Genomic DNA, 19,230 nt, shown 5'->3' on the forward strand with positions numbered 1-19,230 from the left:
GGCGGGGGGGGGGGGGGGGGGGGGCCCGGGCCCGGGCCGCCCCCGGGGGGCCCCCCCCCCGCGGGGGGGCCCCCCGGGGGGGGGCGGCCCCCCCGGGGGGGCCCCCCCCCCCCGCCGTGTCCCGCCTGAGCCGTGCCTGAGCCGTGTCCCGTCGCGCCAGGGCCCGGGCCCGGACCCCGCGCCCGCGCGCCCCGAACACCTGCGGCCCCCGCCGGGGGCCCGGGCGTACGGTCCGTTGTCGGCGGGCGCAAGTAGGGTGGGCGGCATGGCCGACCCTTCCAGCTACCGCCCCAAGCCGGGACAGATCCCCGACTCCCCGGGGGTCTACCGATTCCGCGACGAGCACCGCCGGGTGATCTACGTCGGGAAGGCCAAGAACCTGCGCCAGCGGCTCGGCAGCTACTTCCAGGACGTCGCCAACCTGCACCCCCGCACCGCCACCATGGTGACCACGGCCGCCTCCGTCGAGTGGACCGTCGTCTCCACCGAGGTCGAGGCGCTCCAGCTGGAGTACTCCTGGATCAAGGAGTACGACCCCCGGTTCAACGTCAAGTACCGCGACGACAAGAGCTACCCCTCCCTCGCCGTCACCCTCAACGAGGAGTACCCGCGGGTCCAGGTCATGCGCGGCCCCAAGAAGAAGGGCGTGCGCTACTTCGGACCGTACGGCCACGCCTGGGCCATCCGCGAGACCGTCGACCTGATGCTGCGGGTCTTCCCCGTCCGCACCTGCTCCGCCGGCGTCTTCAAGCGCTCCGCGCAGATCGGCCGCCCCTGCCTCCTCGGCTACATCGGCAAGTGCTCCGCGCCCTGCGTCGGCCGGGTCACCCCCGAGGAGCACCGCGAACTGGCCGACGACTTCTGCGACTTCATGGCCGGCCGCACCGGCACCTACCTCTCCCGCCTCGAACGGCAGATGCACGAGGCCGCCGAGGACATGGAGTACGAGAAGGCCGCCCGGCTGCGCGACGACATGGGCGCGCTGCGCCGCGCCATGGAGAAGAACGCCGTCGTGCTCGCCGACGCCACCGACGCCGACCTCGTCGCCGTCGCCGAGGACGAGCTCGAAGCCGCCGTGCAGATCTTCCACGTACGCGGGGGCCGGGTCCGCGGCCAGCGCGGCTGGGTCACCGACAAGGTCGAGGCCGTCGACACCGCCGGACTCGTCGAGCACGCCCTCCAGCAGCTGTACGGGGAGGAGAAGGGCGAGGCCGTGCCCAAGGAGGTGCTGGTCCCGGCCCTTCCCGAGGACACGCCGGCCCTGAGCCAGTGGCTCGCCGAGCGCCGCGGCTCGAACGTCAGCCTGCGCATCCCGCAGCGCGGCGACAAGAAGGCCCTGATGGAGACCGTCCACCGCAACGCCCAGCAGTCCCTCGCCCTCCACAAGACCAAGCGCGCCAGCGACCTCACCACCCGATCCCGGGCCCTGGAGGAGATCGCCGAGGCCCTGGACCTGGACGGCGCGCCGCTGCGCATCGAGTGCTACGACATCTCCCACCTGCAGGGCGACGACGTGGTGGCCTCCATGGTCGTCTTCGAGGACGGCCTGGCCCGCAAGAGCGAGTACCGCCGCTTCCAGATCAAGACGTTCGAGGGGCAGGACGACGTCCGCTCCATGCACGAGGTGGTCTCCCGCCGCTTCCGCCGCTACCTCCAGGAGAAGCTGAAGACCGGCGAGTGGTCCCCCGAGGACGCCGACGACGCGGGCGCGGCGGCCGGGGTGGAGGACGACGGGCGGCCCAAGCGCTTCGCCTACCCGCCCCAGCTCGTCGTGGTCGACGGCGGCCAACCGCAGGTGGCCGCCGCCAAGCGGGCCCTGGAGGAGCTCGGCATCGACGACGTCGCCGTGTGCGGCCTGGCCAAGCGGCTGGAGGAGGTCTGGCTGCCGGGTGAGGACGACCCCGTCGTGCTGCCGCGCACCAGCGAGGGCCTGTACCTGCTCCAGCGCATCCGCGACGAGGCCCACCGCTTCGCCATCCAGTACCAGCGCAACAAGCGCGGCAAGCGCTTCACGTCCGGACCGCTGGACGAGGTGCCCGGCCTCGGCGAGAGCCGCAAGCAGGCCCTGGTCAAACACTTCGGTTCGGTGAAAAAGCTGAGACAGGCGACAATCGACCAGATCTGCGAGGTCCCGGGCATAGGCCGCAAGACGGCCGAGACCGTGGCCGCGGCCCTCGCCGGAGCGGTGCCCGCCGGCCCTGCGGTCAACACGGCCACAGGAGAGATCATTGAGGATGAGACACCCGCGCCCGCGGGAGCATCGTCCGAACGGGGGACCGAGCAATGACCGAGCACGAGACCACGCACGACCGAGACGGAGCACAGGTGAGCACGGGCACGACAGTGGAGCCCGGAGATGCCGCCGAGGCGGCCATCCCCGAGCTGGTGATCATCTCCGGCATGTCCGGGGCCGGCCGCAGTACGGCGGCCAAGTGTCTGGAGGACCTGGGCTGGTTCGTCGTCGACAACCTCCCGCCGGCGCTGATCCCCACCATGGTGGAGCTCGGCGCCCGCTCCCAGGGGAACGTGGCGCGCATCGCCGTCGTCGTCGACGTCCGCGGCCGCCAGTTCTTCGACGCCCTGCGCGAGTCCCTCGCGGACCTCGACAGCAAGGGCGTCACCCGGCGCATCGTCTTCCTGGAGTCGTCCGACGACGCGCTGGTCCGCCGCTTCGAGTCGGTCCGCCGCCCGCACCCGCTCCAGGGCGACGGCCGCATCACCGACGGCATCGCCGCCGAGCGCGACCTGCTGCGCGAGCTGCGCGGCGACGCCGACCTGGTGATCGACACCTCCAGCCTGAACGTGCACGAGCTGCGCGCCAAGATGGACGCCCAGTTCGCCGGGGACGAGGAGCCCGAGCTGCGGGCGACCGTCATGTCCTTCGGCTACAAGTACGGCCTCCCCGTCGACGCCGACCTCGTCGTCGACTGCCGCTTCATCCCCAACCCGCACTGGGTCCCGGAGCTGCGCCCCTTCACCGGGCTCAACGAGGAGGTGTCGGGGTACGTCTTCAGCCAGCCCGGCGCCAAGGAGTTCCTCGACCGCTACACCGAGCTGCTCCAGCTCATCGCCACCGGCTACCGCCGCGAGGGCAAGCGGTACGTGACCATCGCGGTCGGGTGCACGGGCGGCAAGCACCGCAGCGTGGCCATGTCCGAGAAGCTCGCCGCCCGCCTCGCCTCCGAGGGAGTCGAGACCGTCGTAGTCCACCGGGACATGGGGCGCGAGTGACCCCACGGACCCCCCGGCTGAGCCGCCTGCGCCGCCTCACCCCGGGACGGGGCGAGGACGGCGCGGGCCGTTCCGGCCGCCGGCGCGGCGCCGCTCCCAAGGTGGTCGCGCTCGGCGGCGGCCAGGGCCTGTCGGCCTCGCTCGCCGCCCTGCGCCGCATCACCGGTGACCTCACCGCCGTGGTCACCGTCGCCGACGACGGCGGCTCCAGCGGCCGGCTCCGGGAGGAGCTCGGCGTGCTGCCGCCCGGCGACCTGCGCAAGGCCTTGGCCGCGCTGTGCGGCGACGACGACTGGGGCCAGACCTGGGCCCGCGTCATCCAGCACCGGTTCCAGTCCGAGGGCGACCTGCACGGGCACGCGGTCGGCAACCTGCTGATCGTCGCCCTGTGGGAGCAGCTCGGCGACCCCGTCCAGGCCCTCGACCTGGTCGGCCGGCTCCTGGGGGCGCAGGGCCGGGTGCTGCCCATGTCGGCGGTACCGCTGGAGCTCCAGGCCTTGGTCAAGGGTCACGACCCGGACCGCCCCGAGGACGTCGACACCGTACGGGGGCAGGCCACGGTGGCCCTGACCCCCGGCGAGGTGCTCTCCGTCCAGGTGGTGCCGAGCGACCCGCCGGCCGTACCGGAAGCGGTGGCCGCGGTGCTGGACGCCGACTGGGTGGTGCTCGGGCCCGGCTCCTGGTTCTCCTCCGTGATCCCGCACCTGCTGGTGCCGGAACTGCTCGACGCGCTGGTCGAGACGAAGGCCCGAAGGGTCCTGTCGCTGAACCTCGCGCCGCAGCCCGGTGAAACAGAGGGCTTCTCTCCGCAGCGTCATTTGGAGGTTTTGGCCCGACACGCCCCTAAACTCGCCCTGGACGTGGTGCTGGCCGACGAGGCCGCCGTACCCGACCGCGAGTCCCTCGCCGATGCCGCGAAACGCTTCGGCGCCGCGGTCGAGCTGGCTCCCGTGGCCAGGCAGGACGGCTCTCCGAAGCACGATCCGGAGCTGCTGGCCGCCGCGTACGACCGTATTTTTCGGATGCATGGAAGGATCGGCCCATGGCGATGACGCCCGCGGTGAAGGACGAGATCTCTCGTCTGCCCGTGACCCGGACCTGCTGCAGGAAGGCCGAGGTCTCGGCGATTCTCCGGTTCGCGGGCGGGTTGCACCTGGTCAGCGGCCGCATCGTCATCGAGGCGGAGCTCGACACGGGCATCGCCGCGCGAAGACTGCGCAAGGACATCCTGGAGATCTTCGGCCATTCCTCGGACCTGGTCGTCATGGCCCCCGGCGGCCTGCGCCGCGGCAGCCGGTACGTGGTCCGGGTCGTCGCCGGCGGTGACCAGCTGGCGCGCCAGACGGGCCTCGTGGACGGCCGGGGACGCCCCATCCGGGGTCTTCCGCCCCAGGTGGTCTCCGGGGCCACCTGTGACGCGGAGGCGGCCTGGCGCGGCGCCTTCCTGGCCCACGGCTCGCTCACCGAGCCGGGCCGGTCCTCCTCCCTGGAGGTCACCTGCCCCGGCCCGGAGGCCGCTCTGGCCCTGGTGGGCGCCGCCCGCAGGCTCTCCATCGCCGCCAAGGCGCGCGAGGTGCGGGGCGTGGACCGGGTCGTGGTCCGCGACGGCGACGCGATCGGGGCCCTGCTCACCCGGCTCGGCGCGCACGAGTCGGTGCTGGCCTGGGAGGAGCGCCGGATGCGGCGCGAGGTGCGCGCCACCGCCAACCGCCTCGCCAACTTCGACGACGCCAACCTGCGCCGCTCGGCGCGCGCCGCGGTGGCCGCCGGAGCCCGCGTGCAGCGGGCGCTGGAGATCCTCGCCGAGGAGGTCCCCGAGCACCTCGCCGCGGCCGGCCGGCTGCGCATGGAGCACAAGCAGGCCTCCCTGGAGGAGCTGGGCGCGCTCGCCGACCCGCCGCTGACCAAGGACGCGGTCGCGGGCCGGATCCGCCGGCTGCTGGCCATGGCCGACAAGCGGGCCCAGGACCTGGGTATCCCGGGCACCGAGTCGAACCTGGACCTCAGCGAGGAGATGGCCGACAACATGGCCGGCTGAGCGGCCGCCGCCGCCGTTGCCGTACGCACACCGCGAGGGGCCCGCACGAGTGATCGTGGGGGCCCCTTTCGGCAGGCCCCATTGACATGTGCATGGGCTGGTCGTGAGCCTGTCGTCCGAACGCTTTCGTGGCAGACGACGCCCAGGGGGGCACATGAGGCACCGCGCGAGATCGATCCTCGCCGCAAGCGCACTCGTCTTCGCAAGCACACTGGCCGCGCTACCCGCGGCAGCCCAGGACCGGGCCGCGACCGGCGCCCCGTCCGGCGCCGACGAGGTGCGGGTCTACGACGCCGACATCACCCGTGAGCAGGTACCGCTCGTCCTGGCCGCCGGCCAGGACGCCCACGAGCTGACCGAGCGCGCCCCGGAGACCGGGACCGCCAAGGTCGAGCTCTTCCTCACGGGCGGCCAGGCGAAGGAGCTCGCCGCGCAGGGGATCCGGCTCGCCGAGCGCAAGGTCCCCGCCGCGGGACTGGCCCGCACCGAGGCGGCCGGGGACGGCGTGTTCCGGCCGTACAGCGGCAAGGGCGGCCTCCAGGAGGAGATCCTGCGGACCGCCGCGGAGAACCCCGCGCTCACCAAGGTCGTCTCCATCGGCAAGACCGTCCAGGGCAAGGACATCCTCGCCCTGAAGGTCGGCAAGAACGCCAGGAAGACCCGGGACGGCGACAAGCCGGCCGTGCTCTACATGTCCAACCAGCACGCCCGCGAGTGGATCACCCCGGAGATGACCCGCCGGCTGATGCACCACACGCTGGACAACTACGGCAAGGACCCGCGCGTCACCGGGCTGGTCGACTCCAGCGAGCTGTGGTTCCTGCTCTCGGCCAACCCCGACGGGTACGACTACACCTTCGCCGCGGACGGCGAACGGCTGTGGCGCAAGAACCTGCGCGACAACAACGGCGACGGCAGGATCACCGCGGGCGACGGGGTCGACCTGAACCGGAACTTCGCCTACAAGTGGGGCTACGACAACGAGGGCTCCTCGCCGAACCAGGCGAGCGAGACCTACCGCGGGCCCAAGGCCTCCTCCGAGCCGGAGACCGTCGCCGTCGACCGCTTCCAGAAGCGCATCGGCTTCGAGTACGCCATCAACTACCACTCGGCCGCCGAACTGCTGCTCTACGGCGTCGGCTGGCAGGTCGCCACCCCCACCCCCGACGACGTCGCCTACAAGACGCTCGCCGGGACGCCGGAGAACCCGGCCGTCCCCGGCTACTACCCGCAGGTCTCCTCGGAGCTCTACACGACCAACGGCGAGGCCGACGGACACGCCTCCAACACCAACGGCATCATGATGTTCACGCCGGAGATGACCACCTGCCAGACGGCCTCCGCGATCGACCCGAACGACCGGTGGAAGCCCGAGGACTGCGCCTCCGGCTTCAACTTCCCGGACGACGAGAAGCTCATCCAGGCGGAGTTCGCCAAGAACGTGCCCTTCGCCCTCTCGGTCGGCGAGAGCGCGGCCCACCCGGACCGGCCCGCCTCCACCGTGGGCCTGAGCGCCGCGGACTTCACCCTCGACCCGTTCACCACCTCCTACGCCGCCCGCGGCGAGGACCAGCGGGTCGCCGTCACGGCCCGCAAGTCGCTGCGCGACAAGGAGCTCAAGTACCGCGTCAACGGCGGCCGCACGCACGACGAGGACCTCAAGGCCTGGAAGGGCGGCGACGTCTACGGCGGCGAGGACAACATCTGGTTCGACGAGTACCGCGCCGAGGTCGACGGCGCCAGGCCGGGCGACAAGGTCGAGGTCTGGTTCACCGGACGCGACCGCACCGGCCGGCAGGTCTCCAGCGAGCACTTCACGTACACGGTGGCCGAGCGGCCGCGCGCGGACGTGCTGGTGATCGCCGAGGAGGGCGCCAAGGCCCAGCACGCGCAGACCTACGTGGACGCCCTGCGCGCCAACGGCAGGTCCGCCGCGGTCTGGGACGTCGCCACCCAGGGGGCGCCGCACCACCTCGGGGCGCTCTCCCACTTCCGCACGGCCGTCCACTACACCGGGGCCAAGACCCCCGGAGGAGACACCCAGCTGGCGGTCCGCGACTTCCTCAACGAGGGCGGCAAGCTGATCGAGGCCGGTGAGCTGGCCGGCGGCAACGCCCAGGTCGGGCGGGCCGTGACCAACGACTTCAGCCAGTACTGGCTCGGCGCCTACGGCCGTACGAGCACCTCCGGCGCCACCGGCTTCACCGGCGCGGCCTCCCTCGCCGGAGCCCGCGGAAACCTCGGCGACGCCGCGGGCAACCCGCTGAACGCCCCCGGCTCCTACACCGTGACCTCCGAAACCCTGGCGCCGGCGCAGTTCCCGCAGTTCAAGAGCGCGCAGGCCGGCCAGTTCGCCGGGGTCGTCAACCCGTACGCCCCCTACGCGGGCACCGGGATGGCCTCGGCCCTGCACACGGACGACGACTGGAAGCGGCTGGTCCGCACGATCGACCTCACCGGAGTCTCCGCCGCGGACAAGCCGCAGCTCAAGCTCGCCCTGAACTGGAACACCGAGGAGGGCTACGACCACGCGGCCCTGGAGGCCCGCACCTCCGGCGGGGACGACTGGACGACCCTGCCGGACGCGGGCGGCCTGAGCAGCTCCACCGTGCCGGAGGAGTGCGCGGCCGGGTTCTTCGTGAACGGCCACCCGTTCCTGCGCCGCTACCTCACGCTGGACGCCGGGGGCTGCACCCCGCAGGGCACCAGCGGAGCCTGGAACAGCTTCACCGGGTCCTCCGGCGGCTGGAAGCAGGTCTCCTTCGACCTGAGCGCGTACGCGGGCAAGAGCGTCGAGCTCTCGCTCTCCTACATCACCGACCCGGGCTCGGGCGGCCGCGGCGTCTTCGCGGACGAGGCGCGCCTGTCCGTCGGCGGCGCGGACCGCGCCGTCGAGGGCTTCGAGACCTCGCTCGGCGTCTGGGCGGCCCAGGGAGCGCCCGCCGGAAGCCCCGACGTTCCGGGCGATTGGTCCCGGTCCGGAGAGCTGTACAAGTCCTACGCGGCGGTGACTACGCGTGACACGGTTCTCCTCGGCTTCGGCCTGGAACACCTGCCGGCCGCGGCGGACCGCGCCGTACTCGTCGGTAAGGCGCTACGCACACTGAAGCACTGACAGGCAACCCCGTCCCACCCTCACTCTGAGTGACGGGTCCAAGGTCCCGGGGGCCTCGTGCCGGAACGGCTGGTACGGGGCCCCCGCGGGGCATCCCCCGGGAGGAGGGGGAGTGTCAGGCCCACGCCGATGTCACTCAAAAGCTCACGGAGAGGTAGGGTCGTAAGCGGTCGGGGACATCCCATACAGCTCGCCGGCGGACTTTACCGGCGCACCAACGAGGAGATCGGTTCGTGACGATCCGCGTAGGCATCAACGGTTTTGGCCGAATTGGCCGCAACTACTTCCGTGCGCTCCTGGAGCAGGGAGCGGACATCGAGATCGTCGGTGTCAACGACCTGACGGACAACGCCACCCTGGTGCACCTGCTCAAGTACGACACCATCCTGGGCCGCCTCAAGGCCGAGGTCTCCCACACCGCAGACACCATCACGGTCGGTGGCAACACCTTCAAGACCTTCGCCGAGCGCGACCCCGCGAACCTCCCCTGGGGTGAGCTGGGCGCCGACATCGTCATCGAGTCGACCGGCATCTTCACCAAGAAGGCCGACGCCGCGAAGCACATCGCCGCAGGCGCGAAGAAGGTCCTCATCTCGGCTCCGGCCAAGGACGAGGACATCACGATCGTGATGGGCGTCAACCAGGACAAGTACGACGCGGCCAACCACCACGTCATCTCCAACGCCTCCTGCACCACCAACTGCGTGGCGCCGATGGCCAAGGTCCTCCTGGAGAACTTCGGCATCGTCAAGGGCATGATGACGACGGTCCACGCGTACACGAACGACCAGCGCATCCTGGACTTCCCGCACTCGGACCTGCGCCGCGCCCGCGCCGCCGCCGAGAACATCATCCCCACCACCACCGGTGCCGCCAAGGCCACCGCCCTGGTGATCCCGGAGCTCGCCGGCAAGCTCGACGGCATCGCGATGCGCGTTCCGGTCCCGACCGGTTCCGTGACCGACCTCGTCATCGAGCTGGAGCGCGAGGTCACCCGGGACGAGGTGAACGCGGCGTTCCAGAAGGCGGCCGAGGGCCAGCTCAAGGGCATCCTCGACTACACCGAGGACGCGATCGTCTCCTCCGACATCGTGAACTGGCCGGCGTCCTGCACCTTCGACTCCTCCCTGACCATGGTCCAGGGCAAGAGCGTCAAGGTCATCGGCTGGTACGACAACGAGTGGGGCTACTCCAACCGTCTCGTGGACCTTACGGTCTACGTCGGTGGCCAGCTCTAAGGTCGCCCCGGTTCCAAGGCAAGGCACCACGATGTGAGCACAGGGTCCGGGCAGCGCGACGAAGCGCCGCACGGGCCCTGTTGCTTGCCTCGTTCTCCCTTCCTCGCCCTTAGGGTGAAGGGCTCCAAAGGAGTAGAAACACATGAAGACGATCGACGAACTGCTCGCCGAAGGCGTCAAGGGCAAGCGGGTCTTCGTCCGCGCGGACCTGAACGTCCCGCTGGCCGAGGGCACCATCACCGACGACGGCCGCATCCGCGCCGTCCAGCCCACGATCGCGAAGCTCGCCGCCTCCGGCGCCCGCGTCATCGTGGCCTCGCACCTGGGCCGCCCCAAGGGCGCCCCGGACCCGGCCTTCTCGCTCGCCCCGGCCGCCAAGCGCCTGGGCGAACTGCTCGGCGCGGACGTCGCGTTCGCCACCGACACCGTCGGCGACTCCGCCAAGGAGACCGTCGCGGCCCTCGCCGACGGCCAGGTCGCCGTCATCGAGAACCTGCGCTTCAACGCCGGTGAGACCGCGAAGGACGACGCCGAGCGCGGCGCCTTCGCGGACCGGCTCGCGGAGCTCGCCGACGTCTACGTCGGCGACGGCTTCGGCGCCGTCCACCGCAAGCACGCCTCGGTCTTCGACCTCCCCGCGCGCCTCCCGCACGCGGCCGGCTACCTCATCGCCACCGAGGTCGGCGTCCTGAAGAAGCTGACCGACGACGTCAAGCGCCCGTACGTCGTCGTCCTCGGCGGCGCCAAGGTCTCCGACAAGCTCGCCGTCATCGACGAGCTGCTCGGCAAGGCCGACCGCATCCTCATCGGCGGCGGCATGGCCTACACCTTCCTCAAGGCCCTGGGCCACGAGGTCGGCATCTCCCTGCTCCAGAAGGACCAGCTGGAGAAGGTCACCGAGTACATGGAGCGCGCCAAGGCCACGGGCGTCGAGCTCGTGCTCCCGGTCGACGTGCTCGTCTCCACGGAATTCCCCGACCTCAAGGGGAAGACCCCGGCGGACTTCGAGACCGTGGACGCGGACAAGATCCCCGCCGACAAGGAGGGCCTGGACATCGGCCCCCGGACGCGCGAGCTGTACGCGTCGAAGATCGCCGATGCCGAGACCGTCTTCTGGAACGGCCCGGTGGGCGTCTTCGAGCACCCCGACTACGCCAACGGCACCAAGGCCGTCGCGCAGGCCCTCGTCGACAGCAGCGCCTTCACCGTCGTCGGCGGCGGAGACTCGGCCGCGGCCGTGCGCACGCTCGGCTTCGACGAGAATGCTTTCGGCCACATTTCCACCGGTGGCGGCGCCTCCCTCGAATACCTCGAGGGCAAGACGCTCCCCGGCCTCGCCGCCCTGGAGGGCTGACACCGCATGACTGCACCCGTTTCCGCCGGCCGCACCCCGCTGATGGCGGGCAACTGGAAGATGAACCTCAACCACCTCGAGGCCATCGCCCACGTCCAGAAGCTCGCCTTCGCGCTCGCCGACAAGGACTTCGACGCCGTCGAGGTCGTCGTCCTCCCGCCCTTCATCGACCTCCGGTCGGTGCAGACCCTGGTCGACGGCGACAAGCTGAAGATCAAGTACGGCGCCCAGGACCTCTCGGCGCACGACTCCGGCGCCTACACCGGCGAGATCTCCGGCTCGATGCTGTCGAAGCTGAAGTGCACGTACGTGGCCGTCGGCCACAGCGAGCGCCGCCAGTACCACGGCGAGGACGACGCGACCTGCAACGCCAAGGTCAAGGCCGCCTACCGCCACGGGCTGACCCCGATCCTGTGCGTCGGCGAGGGCCTGGACGTCCGCAAGGCCGGACAGCAGGTCCCGTACACGCTGGCCCAGCTCGACGGCGGCCTGGCGGACCTCCCGGCCGAGCAGGCCGAGTCCATCGTGATCGCGTACGAGCCCGTCTGGGCGATCGGGACCGGCGAGGTCGCCACCCCCGAGGACGCCCAGGAGGTCTGCGGGGCCATCCGCGGCCGCCTCGCGGAGCTGTACTCGCAGGAGCTGGCCGACAAGGTCCGCATCCAGTACGGCGGCTCGGTCAAGTCCGGCAACATCGCCGCGATCATGGCCCAGCCCGACGTCGACGGCGCCCTGATCGGCGGCGCCGCGCTGGACGTGGACGAGTTCGTCGGGATCGTCCGCTTCGGCGACGCGTAGCGACTGCGGTGAGTATGCGGTAGGGCGGATCCGTCGTACCCTTGCGGGGGCCAGAGGCTGAACCAAACAGCCGCTGGCCCCCGCGCACGTCTCAGCGGAGCCCGGAAAGCCAGAAAAGCCAGAAAGTAGGAATCAGCCGTGATTATGGGGTTCTCGATCGCCCTGATCGTCTTCAGCGCCCTGCTGATGCTCCTCGTGCTGATGCACAAGGGCAAGGGCGGCGGCCTTTCCGACATGTTCGGCGGCGGCATGCAGTCGTCGGTCGGCGGTTCCTCCGTCGCGGAGCGCAACCTCGACCGCATCACCGTGGTCGTCGGTCTGCTGTGGTTCGCGTGCATCATGGCGCTGGGACTTCTCATGAAGTCGAGCGCCAGCTGACCGTTCTGGCCATTCCGCCAGTCCCGTCGGTGCCGTCCGGCCTACTATGAAGTCCGGCGTCCATCGCCTGGAATGAGTAACTCCGGTCCCTGGACGTGCGTTGGGCCTTACGTAGACTTGGGCGCCCGCGGCGGAATTCCCTTTCACGCTCCGCGGCACCATTACGCAGGGAGTTACGACCGTGGCAAGTGGCAACGCGATCCGTGGTAGCCGGGTCGGAGCGGGGCCGATGGGTGAGGCCGAGCGCGGCGAGTCCGCGCCCCGCCTGCGCATCTCCTTCTGGTGCTCGAACGGGCACGAGACCCAGCCGAGCTTCGCCAGCGACGCGCAGGTGCCGGACACCTGGGACTGCCCGCGCTGCGGGTTCCCGGCCGGCCAGGACCGGGACAACCCGCCGGCGCCGCCGCGCACCGAACCGTACAAGACGCACCTGGCGTACGTACGGGAGCGGCGCACGGACGCCGACGGCGAGGCGATCCTCGCCGAAGCGCTCGCCAAACTCCGCGGCGAGATCTGAACGGCCCGTCAGAAGCGCGCGCAGAGGCCCGGTACGGCAGGAGAGACTCCCGCCGCACCGGGCCTCTTCGCGTCCGCCCGCGCCGAAGGCGCCTGTCCGGCATTGCCGCTCCACATCCTTTAGGTTGGAGATCGGCGGGGCACGACAGGACGCGAGAAATGGGTTGATGGCCAGGATGAATGCAGACAGCCGTACGAAGCTCACCCGGACGCCGGAGTGGCTGGCACTCGGCAAGCACCGGGAGGAGCTCGGGCAGAAGCATCTGCGAGAGCTGTTCGAGGAGAACCCGGGCCGCGGCTCCGGCTACACCCTGCGCGCCGGTGACCTGCGCATCGACTACTCGAAGCACCTCGTCACGGACGAGACGCTCGCGCTGCTGCGCGAGCTCGCGGCGGCGACGGGCGTGGCGGAACTGCGCGAGGCGATGTTCCGCGGCGACAAGATCAACACGACCGAGGACCGGGCGGTCCTGCACACCGCCCTGCGCGCCCCGGAGGGCGCCGTGGTCGAGGTGGACGGCGAGAACGTCGTCCCCGGCGTGCACGCCGTCCTCGACAAGATGGCCGCCTTCGCCGACCGGATCAGGTCGGGGGAGTGGACCGGCTCCACCGGCAAGCGGATCAAGAACGTCGTCAACATCGGCATCGGCGGCTCCGACCTCGGTCCGGCGATGGCGTACGAGGCGCTGCGCGCCTTCACCGACCGGGCGCTGACCCTGCGCTTCGTCTCCAACGTGGACGGCGCCGACCTCCACGAGGCGGTGCGGGACCTGGACCCGGCCGAGACGCTGTTCATCATCGCGTCGAAGACCTTCACCACGATCGAGACCATCACCAACGCCACCTCGGCGCGGAACTGGCTGCTCACGGGGCTGGGAGCCGGCGACGAGGCCGTGGCGCGGCACTTCGTGGCGCTGTCGACGAACGAGGAGAAGGTCTCCGCGTTCGGCATCGACACGGCCAACATGTTCGAGTTCTGGGACTGGGTCGGCGGACGCTACTCCTTCGACTCGGCCATCGGGCTCTCCCTGATGATCGCGATCGGCCCGGACGCCTTCCGCGAGATGCTCGGCGGCTTCTCCGCCATGGACACGCACTTCCGCACGGCGCCGCCCGAGGAGAACGCGCCGCTGCTGCTGGGCCTGTTGGGCGTCTGGTACATCGGCTTCTTCGACGCCCAGTCGCACGCCGTGCTGCCCTACAGCCACTACCTCTCGCGGTTCACCGCGTACTTGCAGCAGCTGGACATGGAGTCCAACGGCAAGTCCGTGGACCGGGACGGCAATCCCGTGGAGTGGCAGACCGGCCCGGTCGTGTGGGGCACGCCCGGCACCAACGGGCAGCACGCCTACTACCAGCTCATCCACCAGGGCACGCGGGTGATCCCCGCGGACTTCATCGGTTTCGCGCGGCCCGTGGCCGACCTGGAGCCGGCGTTCGCCGCCCAGCACGACCTGCTGATGGCGAACTTCTTCGCGCAGACGCAGGCGCTCGCCTTCGGCAAGACGGCGCAGGAGGTGCGAGAGGAGGGCGTCCCGGAGTCCCTGGTCCCGCACAAGACCTTCCGGGGCAACCACCCGACGACCACGATCCTGTCCGCCGAACTGACCCCGGCGGTGCTGGGCCAGCTGATCGCGCTGTACGAGCACAAGGTGTTCGTCCAGGGCGCCGTCTGGAACATCGACTCCTTCGACCAGTGGGGCGTGGAGCTCGGCAAGGTCCTCGCCAAGCGGATCGAGCCGGCGCTGACCGAGGGCGCGGACGTTCCGGGCATGGACTCCTCGACCAGGGCCCTGGTCGCCGGATACCGGGAGCTGCGCGACCGCGGCTGAGCGAGCCCGCCGGACACGGCGCAGCGCCCCGCACCTTCGAGGTGCGGGGCGCTGCGCCGTACGTGCTCCGTCGCCGGCTGCGGCTCAGGCCGAGGCCGGCGGGTACATCCCGGAGGGGAGCTTGGCCGCCGCGGCCCGGTCCAGCAGCCACAGGGTGCGGGAGCGGCCGTGGGCCTCAGCCGCCGGGGCCTGGACGCCGCCCGCGCCGCCGAGGGCGATGGAGACCGCTCCGGCCTTGTCCTCGCCCGCCGCCAGCAGCCAGACCTCGCGGGCCGCCCGGATCGCCGGGAGGGTCAGGGAGATCCGCGTGGGCGGCGGCTTCGGTGCGCCGTGGACGCCCACCACCGTGCGCTCGGTCTCGCGGGAGGCCGGGTGCTCGGGGAAGAGGGACGCCACGTGGGTGTCCGGGCCCACCCCCAGCATCAGCACGTCGAAGCGGGGGACCGGTCCGTGGTCCTCCGGGCCGGCGGCCGCCGCCAGCTCGGCCGCGTACGAGGCCGCCGCCGCGTCCACGTCGGCCCCGTACGGGCCGTCGGAGGCGGGCATGACGTGCACGCGGGCGGGGTCCAGCGGAACGGAGTCCAGGAGGGCCTCGCGGGCCTGCGCGTGGTTGCGCTCGGGGTCGTCGGCGGGGACGTACCGCTCGTCGCCCCACCACAGGTCGAGCCGGTGCCAGTCGACCGCGTCCCGGGCCGGGGCGGCGGCCAGCGCCGCGAGCAGACCGTTGCCGTTGCGGCCGCCGGTGAGCACGATCGACGCGCTGCCGCGGGCCGCCTGCGCGTCCACGATCCTGGTGATGAGCCGGGCCGCCGTGGCCCGGGCCATCAGCTCCTTGTCCCGGTGGACGACGACCTGGGGAGTCGTCATACCCATGTGCTGCCGCCTTGTCGGTAGTTCGGGGGTGTGCCTGGTGCGGGTGCGGGTGCCGTCGCGCGGACTCCGCCCCGGACCCCGCGGCTCGAACGCCGGAGGGGCCGGATGACCCGGCCCCTCCGGCGTCCTCGCTACTTCGCCGCGGGCTTCTTCGCCGGCTTCTGCGCCGGAGCGGCCTTGGCCGGGGCCGCCTTGGCCGGAGCGGCCTTGGTCTCGGCCGGCTTCGCCGCGGCCGCGGCCTCGGCCGACTGGGCGGCCTGCAGCTTGGCCACGCCGAACTTCAGCGAGGCCTCGTACGTGTTGTCCGGGTCCAGCCGGCGCAGCTCCTCCGCCAGCAGCTCGGCCGTGTCGCGGCGCTTGAGCGCCACCGCACGGTCGGGCTGCCCCGGCATGGAGAGCGTGGCCAGGGCCCCGTCCGCCCGGTCCAGGACGATGTCGCCGTCCTTGGTCTCCAGGTGGACGGCCGTCAGGCCCGGCCCGGACGACTGCGTGCGCTTGACGGGGACGCCCAGCCGGTCCGCCAGCCACATGGCCAGCAGCTCGCAGCTCGGGTTGTCGCCCTCGCCCTCGACGACCACGGTGTCGACCGACAGGGTCTGCTGGTCCAGCGCGGCCGCCAGCATGGAGCGCCACGGGGTGATCCGGGTCCAGGACAGGTCCGTGTCCCCGGGGGCGTAGGCGGAGGCCCGGCCGGCCAGTGCCCCGACCGGGTTCTCGCATGAGTACGTGTCCGTGATCCGGCGCTGCCCCAGCGAACCGAGCGGGTCGCCCGCCAGGTCCGACGGAGCGCCCTCCGGCCACCAGACGACCACGGGGGCGTCCGGCAGCAGCAGGGGGAGGACCACCGACTGGGCGTGGTCGACCAGTTCGCCGTGCAGGCGCAGCACCACCGTCTCGCCGGACCCGGCGTCCGCTCCGACGCGGATCTCCGCGTCGAGGCGGGCGTCGCGACGGCTGCGCGGCGAGCGGCTGACCCGCTTGATGACGACGATGATCCGCGAGGGGTGCTCGTGGGAGGCGTCGTTCGCCGACTTGAGCGCGTCGTACGCGTTCTCCTCGTCGGTCACGATCACCAGCGTGAGGACCATGCCGATGGCCGGCGTGCCGATGTCCCGGCGTGCCTGCACCATCGCGGCGTTGATCTTGCTGGAGTTGGTCTCCGTGAGGTCGATCTTCATGGCCGGCGCCAGCTCCGTCCGTCTCGTGCGAGCATCTCGTCCGCCTCGACCGGTCCCCAGGTGCCCGCCGGGTACTGCGCGGGCTTGCCGTGCTTGTCCCAGTACTGCTCGATCGGGTCGAGGATGTTCCAGGAGAGCTCGACCTCCTGGTGGCGCGGGAAGAGGTTGGCGTCGCCGAGGAGCACGTCGAGGATGAGCCGCTCGTACGCCTCGGGGCTCGACTCCGTGAAGGACTCGCCGTAGGCGAAGTCCATCGTGACGTCCCGGACCTCCATGGAGGTGCCCGGAACCTTGGAGCCGAAGCGCACCGTCACGCCCTCGTCCGGCTGGACCCGGATGACCAGGGCGTTCTGCCCCAGCTCCTCGGTCGCGCCCGACTCGAACGGGAGGTACGGGGCCCGCTTGAAGACCACCGCGATCTCGGTCACCCGGCGGCCCAGGCGCTTGCCCGTCCGCAGGTAGAAGGGGACGCCCGCCCAGCGGCGGTTGTTGATCTCCAGACGGATGGCCGCGTAGGTGTCGGTCTTCGACTTGGGGTCGATGCCGTCCTCTTCGAGGTACCCGACGACCTTCTCGCCGCCCTGCCACGCCGCCGAGTACTGGCCGCGCACGGTGTGCTTGCCCAGGTCCTCGGGCAGCTCCACGGCGGTCAGCACCTTGAGCTTCTCCGCCACCAGCGCCTTGGGGTGGAAGGAGCCGGGCTCCTCCATCGCCGTGAGCGCGAGCAGCTGCAGCAGGTGGTTCTGGATGACGTCACGGGCGGCGCCGATGCCGTCGTAGTACCCGGCACGGCCGCCGATCCCGATGTCCTCGGCCATGGTGATCTGCACGTGGTCGACGTACGACCGGTTCCAGATCGGCTCGAACATGGTGTTGGCGAAGCGGAGCGCCAGGATGTTCTGGACGGTCTCCTTGCCGAGGTAGTGGTCGATCCGGAAGACCTCGTCACGCGGGAAGACCTCGTGGACGACCTTGTTCAGCTCTTCCGCGCTCTTCAGGTCGTGGCCGAAGGGCTTCTCGATGACGGCGCGCCGCCACGAACCCTCCTTCTGCGCCAGACCGTGGTCCTTGAGCTGCTGGACCACCTTGGGGAAGAACTTCGGCGGGACCGACAGGTAGAAGGCGAAGTTCCCGCCCGTTCCCTGGGCCTTGTCGAGCTCCTCGATCGTGGCCTTCAGCGTCTCGAAGGCGGCGTCGTCGTCGAAGTCGCCCTGGACGAACCGGCAGCCCTGCACCAGCTGCTGCCAGACCTCCTCGCGGAAGGGCGTCCGGGAGTGCTCCTTGACGGCGTCGTGGACCTCCTGGGCGAAGTCCTCGTCCTGCCACTCGCGACGGGCGAACCCGATCAGCGAGAAGCCCGGCGGGAGCAGGCCGCGGTTGGCGAGGTCGTAGACGGCAGGCATCAGCTTCTTGCGCGACAGGTCACCCGTAACGCCGAAAATGACCAGGCCGGACGGCCCCGCGATGCGCGGGAGCCGCCGGTCCTGTGCGTCACGAAGCGGGTTCGCTCCGTTCACAGACAAAGTGTTCAGGCCTCCGTGGGGGCGAGGCGCTCAAGCTCCGCCTCGGTCGACTTCAGCAGGTCGTTCCAGGACACCGCGAACTTCTCGACGCCCTCGTCTTCCAGCAGCTGCACCACATCGTCGTACGAGATGCCCAGCTTCGCGACCGCTTCGAGCTCGGCGCGGGCCTGGTCGTAGGTGCCGCGCACGGTGTCGCCCGTGATCTGCCCGTGGTCGGCCGTGGCCTCCAGGGTGGCCTCCGGCATGGTGTTCACCGTGTTCGGGGCGACCAGGTCGTCCACGTACAGGGTGTCCTTGTAGGCCGGGTCCTTGACGCCGGTCGAGGCCCACAGCGGACGCTGCTTGTTGGCGCCGACGCGCTCCAGCGCGGCCCAGCGGTCGGAGGAGAAGACCTCCTCGTAGGCCTCGTAGGCCAGCCGGGCGTTCGCGAGCGCCGCCTTGCCCTTGAGGGCCTTGGCCTCGTCGGTGCCGACGGCGTCCAGGCGCTTGTCGATCTCCGAGTCGACGCGCGACACGAAGAAGGAGGCGACGGAGTGGATCAGGGACAGGTCCAGGCCGGCGGCCTTGGCCTTCTCCAGACCCGCGAGGTACGCGTCCATGACCTCGCGGTAGCGCTCCAGCGAGAAGATCAGCGTCACGTTGACGCTGATGCCCTTGCCGATGACCTCGGTGATCGCCGGCAGGCCGGCCTTGGTCGCCGGGATCTTGATGAGCGTGTTCGGGCGGTCCACCAGCCAGGCGAGCTGCTTGGCCTCGGCGACGGTCGCCGGGGTGTTGTGGGCCAGACGGGGGTCGACCTCGATCGAGACCCGGCCGTCCTGACCGTCGGTGCGGTCGTAGACCGGGCGCAGGATGTCGGCGGCGTCACGGACGTCCGCCGTGGTGATCATGCGCAGGGCCTCCTCCACGGTGACCTTGCGGGTCGCGAGGTCGGTGAGCTGCTGCTCGTACCCCTCGCCGCCGCTGATCGCCTTCTGGAAGATCGCCGGGTTGGTGGTGACCCCGACCACGTGCGACTGGTCGATGAGCTCGGCGAGGTTGCCGGACGTGATGCGCTTGCGCGACAGGTCGTCCAGCCAGATCGCCACGCCCTCGTCGGAGAGGCGCTTGAGTGCGTCTGTCATGGGAATTGCATCTCCTACTGGTCTGGTACGGG

At 71.0% G+C, this 19,230-nt stretch carries 15 protein-coding genes; 11 read left to right on the forward strand and 4 right to left on the reverse strand.

The window, feature by feature from the left end:
• Positions 1–265: 265 nt before the first annotated feature.
• From uvrC to pgi, 11 genes are all read left to right on the forward strand, one after another.
• Complete coding sequence (uvrC, locus tag ACZ6S8_RS07505) at positions 266–2,287, forward strand: excinuclease ABC subunit UvrC (RefSeq protein ID WP_469453353.1); 2,022 nt, start codon at positions 266–268, stop codon at positions 2,285–2,287.
• On the forward strand, positions 2,284–3,231 hold the full coding sequence (gene rapZ / locus ACZ6S8_RS07510; protein ID WP_469453355.1) for an RNase adapter RapZ: 948 nt from the start codon (positions 2,284–2,286) through the stop codon (positions 3,229–3,231). The genes uvrC and rapZ overlap by 4 nt, the downstream gene beginning before the upstream one ends.
• A complete protein-coding gene (locus tag ACZ6S8_RS07515) occupies positions 3,228–4,283 on the forward strand; it encodes a gluconeogenesis factor YvcK family protein (protein WP_469453356.1) in 1,056 nt (351 codons plus the stop codon). The genes rapZ and ACZ6S8_RS07515 overlap by 4 nt, the downstream gene beginning before the upstream one ends.
• Positions 4,274–5,269, forward strand: a complete 996-nt coding sequence (whiA, locus tag ACZ6S8_RS07520; RefSeq protein ID WP_267722317.1) for a DNA-binding protein WhiA — start codon at positions 4,274–4,276, stop codon at positions 5,267–5,269. Before ACZ6S8_RS07515 ends, whiA begins: the two co-directional genes overlap by 10 nt.
• A gap of 154 nt (positions 5,270–5,423) precedes the next feature.
• Positions 5,424–8,384, forward strand: coding sequence for a M14 family metallopeptidase (locus tag ACZ6S8_RS07525; protein WP_469453359.1), 2,961 nt, complete (start codon positions 5,424–5,426; stop codon positions 8,382–8,384).
• Positions 8,385–8,617: 233 nt separating this feature from the next.
• Positions 8,618–9,622: a type I glyceraldehyde-3-phosphate dehydrogenase gene (gap, locus tag ACZ6S8_RS07530; RefSeq protein ID WP_351275161.1), complete on the forward strand. Its 1,005-nt coding sequence runs from the start codon at positions 8,618–8,620 to the stop codon at positions 9,620–9,622.
• Positions 9,623–9,764: 142 nt separating this feature from the next.
• Positions 9,765–10,976, forward strand: coding sequence for a phosphoglycerate kinase (locus tag ACZ6S8_RS07535; protein WP_469453360.1), 1,212 nt, complete (start codon positions 9,765–9,767; stop codon positions 10,974–10,976).
• Positions 10,977–10,982: 6 nt separating this feature from the next.
• Positions 10,983–11,774, forward strand: coding sequence for a triose-phosphate isomerase (tpiA, locus tag ACZ6S8_RS07540; RefSeq protein ID WP_469453361.1), 792 nt, complete (start codon positions 10,983–10,985; stop codon positions 11,772–11,774).
• A gap of 144 nt (positions 11,775–11,918) precedes the next feature.
• Entirely contained in the window at positions 11,919–12,152 is a 234-nt protein-coding gene (gene secG, locus ACZ6S8_RS07545; protein ID WP_267722499.1) for a preprotein translocase subunit SecG, read from the forward strand.
• Between the two features lie 181 nt (positions 12,153–12,333).
• Positions 12,334–12,669: an RNA polymerase-binding protein RbpA gene (locus ACZ6S8_RS07550; RefSeq protein WP_007263454.1), complete on the forward strand. Its 336-nt coding sequence runs from the start codon at positions 12,334–12,336 to the stop codon at positions 12,667–12,669.
• 175 nt (positions 12,670–12,844) lie between these two features.
• Positions 12,845–14,500, forward strand: a complete 1,656-nt coding sequence (gene pgi, locus ACZ6S8_RS07555; RefSeq protein WP_469453363.1) for a glucose-6-phosphate isomerase — start codon at positions 12,845–12,847, stop codon at positions 14,498–14,500.
• Between the two features lie 84 nt (positions 14,501–14,584).
• On the opposite strand, the gene pgl is transcribed toward pgi, so the two are convergent.
• The 4 genes from pgl to tal form a co-directional block, all read right to left on the reverse strand.
• Positions 14,585–15,367 (reverse strand): 6-phosphogluconolactonase, encoded by a 783-nt coding sequence (pgl, locus tag ACZ6S8_RS07560; protein ID WP_469453365.1) that lies wholly within the window; start codon positions 15,365–15,367, stop codon positions 14,585–14,587.
• A gap of 137 nt (positions 15,368–15,504) precedes the next feature.
• Entirely contained in the window at positions 15,505–16,551 is a 1,047-nt protein-coding gene (gene opcA / locus ACZ6S8_RS07565; protein WP_469453367.1) for a glucose-6-phosphate dehydrogenase assembly protein OpcA, read from the reverse strand.
• Positions 16,548–18,074 carry a glucose-6-phosphate dehydrogenase gene (gene zwf, locus ACZ6S8_RS07570; RefSeq protein ID WP_371591348.1) on the reverse strand — a complete coding sequence of 509 codons (1,527 nt, stop codon included), beginning with the start codon at positions 18,072–18,074 and terminating at the stop codon, positions 16,548–16,550. The genes opcA and zwf overlap by 4 nt, the downstream gene beginning before the upstream one ends.
• 5 nt (positions 18,075–18,079) lie before the next feature.
• Complete coding sequence (gene tal, locus ACZ6S8_RS07575; RefSeq protein ID WP_469453369.1) at positions 18,080–19,198, reverse strand: transaldolase; 1,119 nt, start codon at positions 19,196–19,198, stop codon at positions 18,080–18,082.
• Positions 19,199–19,230: the final 32 nt, after the last annotated feature.

It is taken from the genome of Streptomyces sp. NPDC048461 (assembly GCF_055587105.1).

What these genes read in the sequence shown, in the direction of transcription:
- uvrC (WP_469453353.1), top strand. Translation starts at nt 266, where the DNA reads ATGGCCGACCCTTCCAGCTACCGCCCCAAGCCGGGACAGATCCCCGAC.
- rapZ (WP_469453355.1), top strand. Translation starts at nt 2,284, where the DNA reads ATGACCGAGCACGAGACCACGCACGACCGAGACGGAGCACAGGTGAGC.
- whiA (WP_267722317.1), top strand. Translation starts at nt 4,274, where the DNA reads ATGGCGATGACGCCCGCGGTGAAGGACGAGATCTCTCGTCTGCCCGTG.
- ACZ6S8_RS07525 (WP_469453359.1), top strand. Translation starts at nt 5,424, where the DNA reads ATGAGGCACCGCGCGAGATCGATCCTCGCCGCAAGCGCACTCGTCTTC.
- ACZ6S8_RS07535 (WP_469453360.1), top strand. Translation starts at nt 9,765, where the DNA reads ATGAAGACGATCGACGAACTGCTCGCCGAAGGCGTCAAGGGCAAGCGG.
- tpiA (WP_469453361.1), top strand. Translation starts at nt 10,983, where the DNA reads ATGACTGCACCCGTTTCCGCCGGCCGCACCCCGCTGATGGCGGGCAAC.
- secG (WP_267722499.1), top strand. Translation starts at nt 11,919, where the DNA reads ATGGGGTTCTCGATCGCCCTGATCGTCTTCAGCGCCCTGCTGATGCTC.
- pgi (WP_469453363.1), top strand. Translation starts at nt 12,845, where the DNA reads ATGAATGCAGACAGCCGTACGAAGCTCACCCGGACGCCGGAGTGGCTG.
- pgl (WP_469453365.1), bottom strand. Translation starts at nt 15,367, where the DNA reads ATGACGACTCCCCAGGTCGTCGTCCACCGGGACAAGGAGCTGATGGCC.
- opcA (WP_469453367.1), bottom strand. Translation starts at nt 16,551, where the DNA reads ATGAAGATCGACCTCACGGAGACCAACTCCAGCAAGATCAACGCCGCG.
- tal (WP_469453369.1), bottom strand. Translation starts at nt 19,198, where the DNA reads ATGACAGACGCACTCAAGCGCCTCTCCGACGAGGGCGTGGCGATCTGG.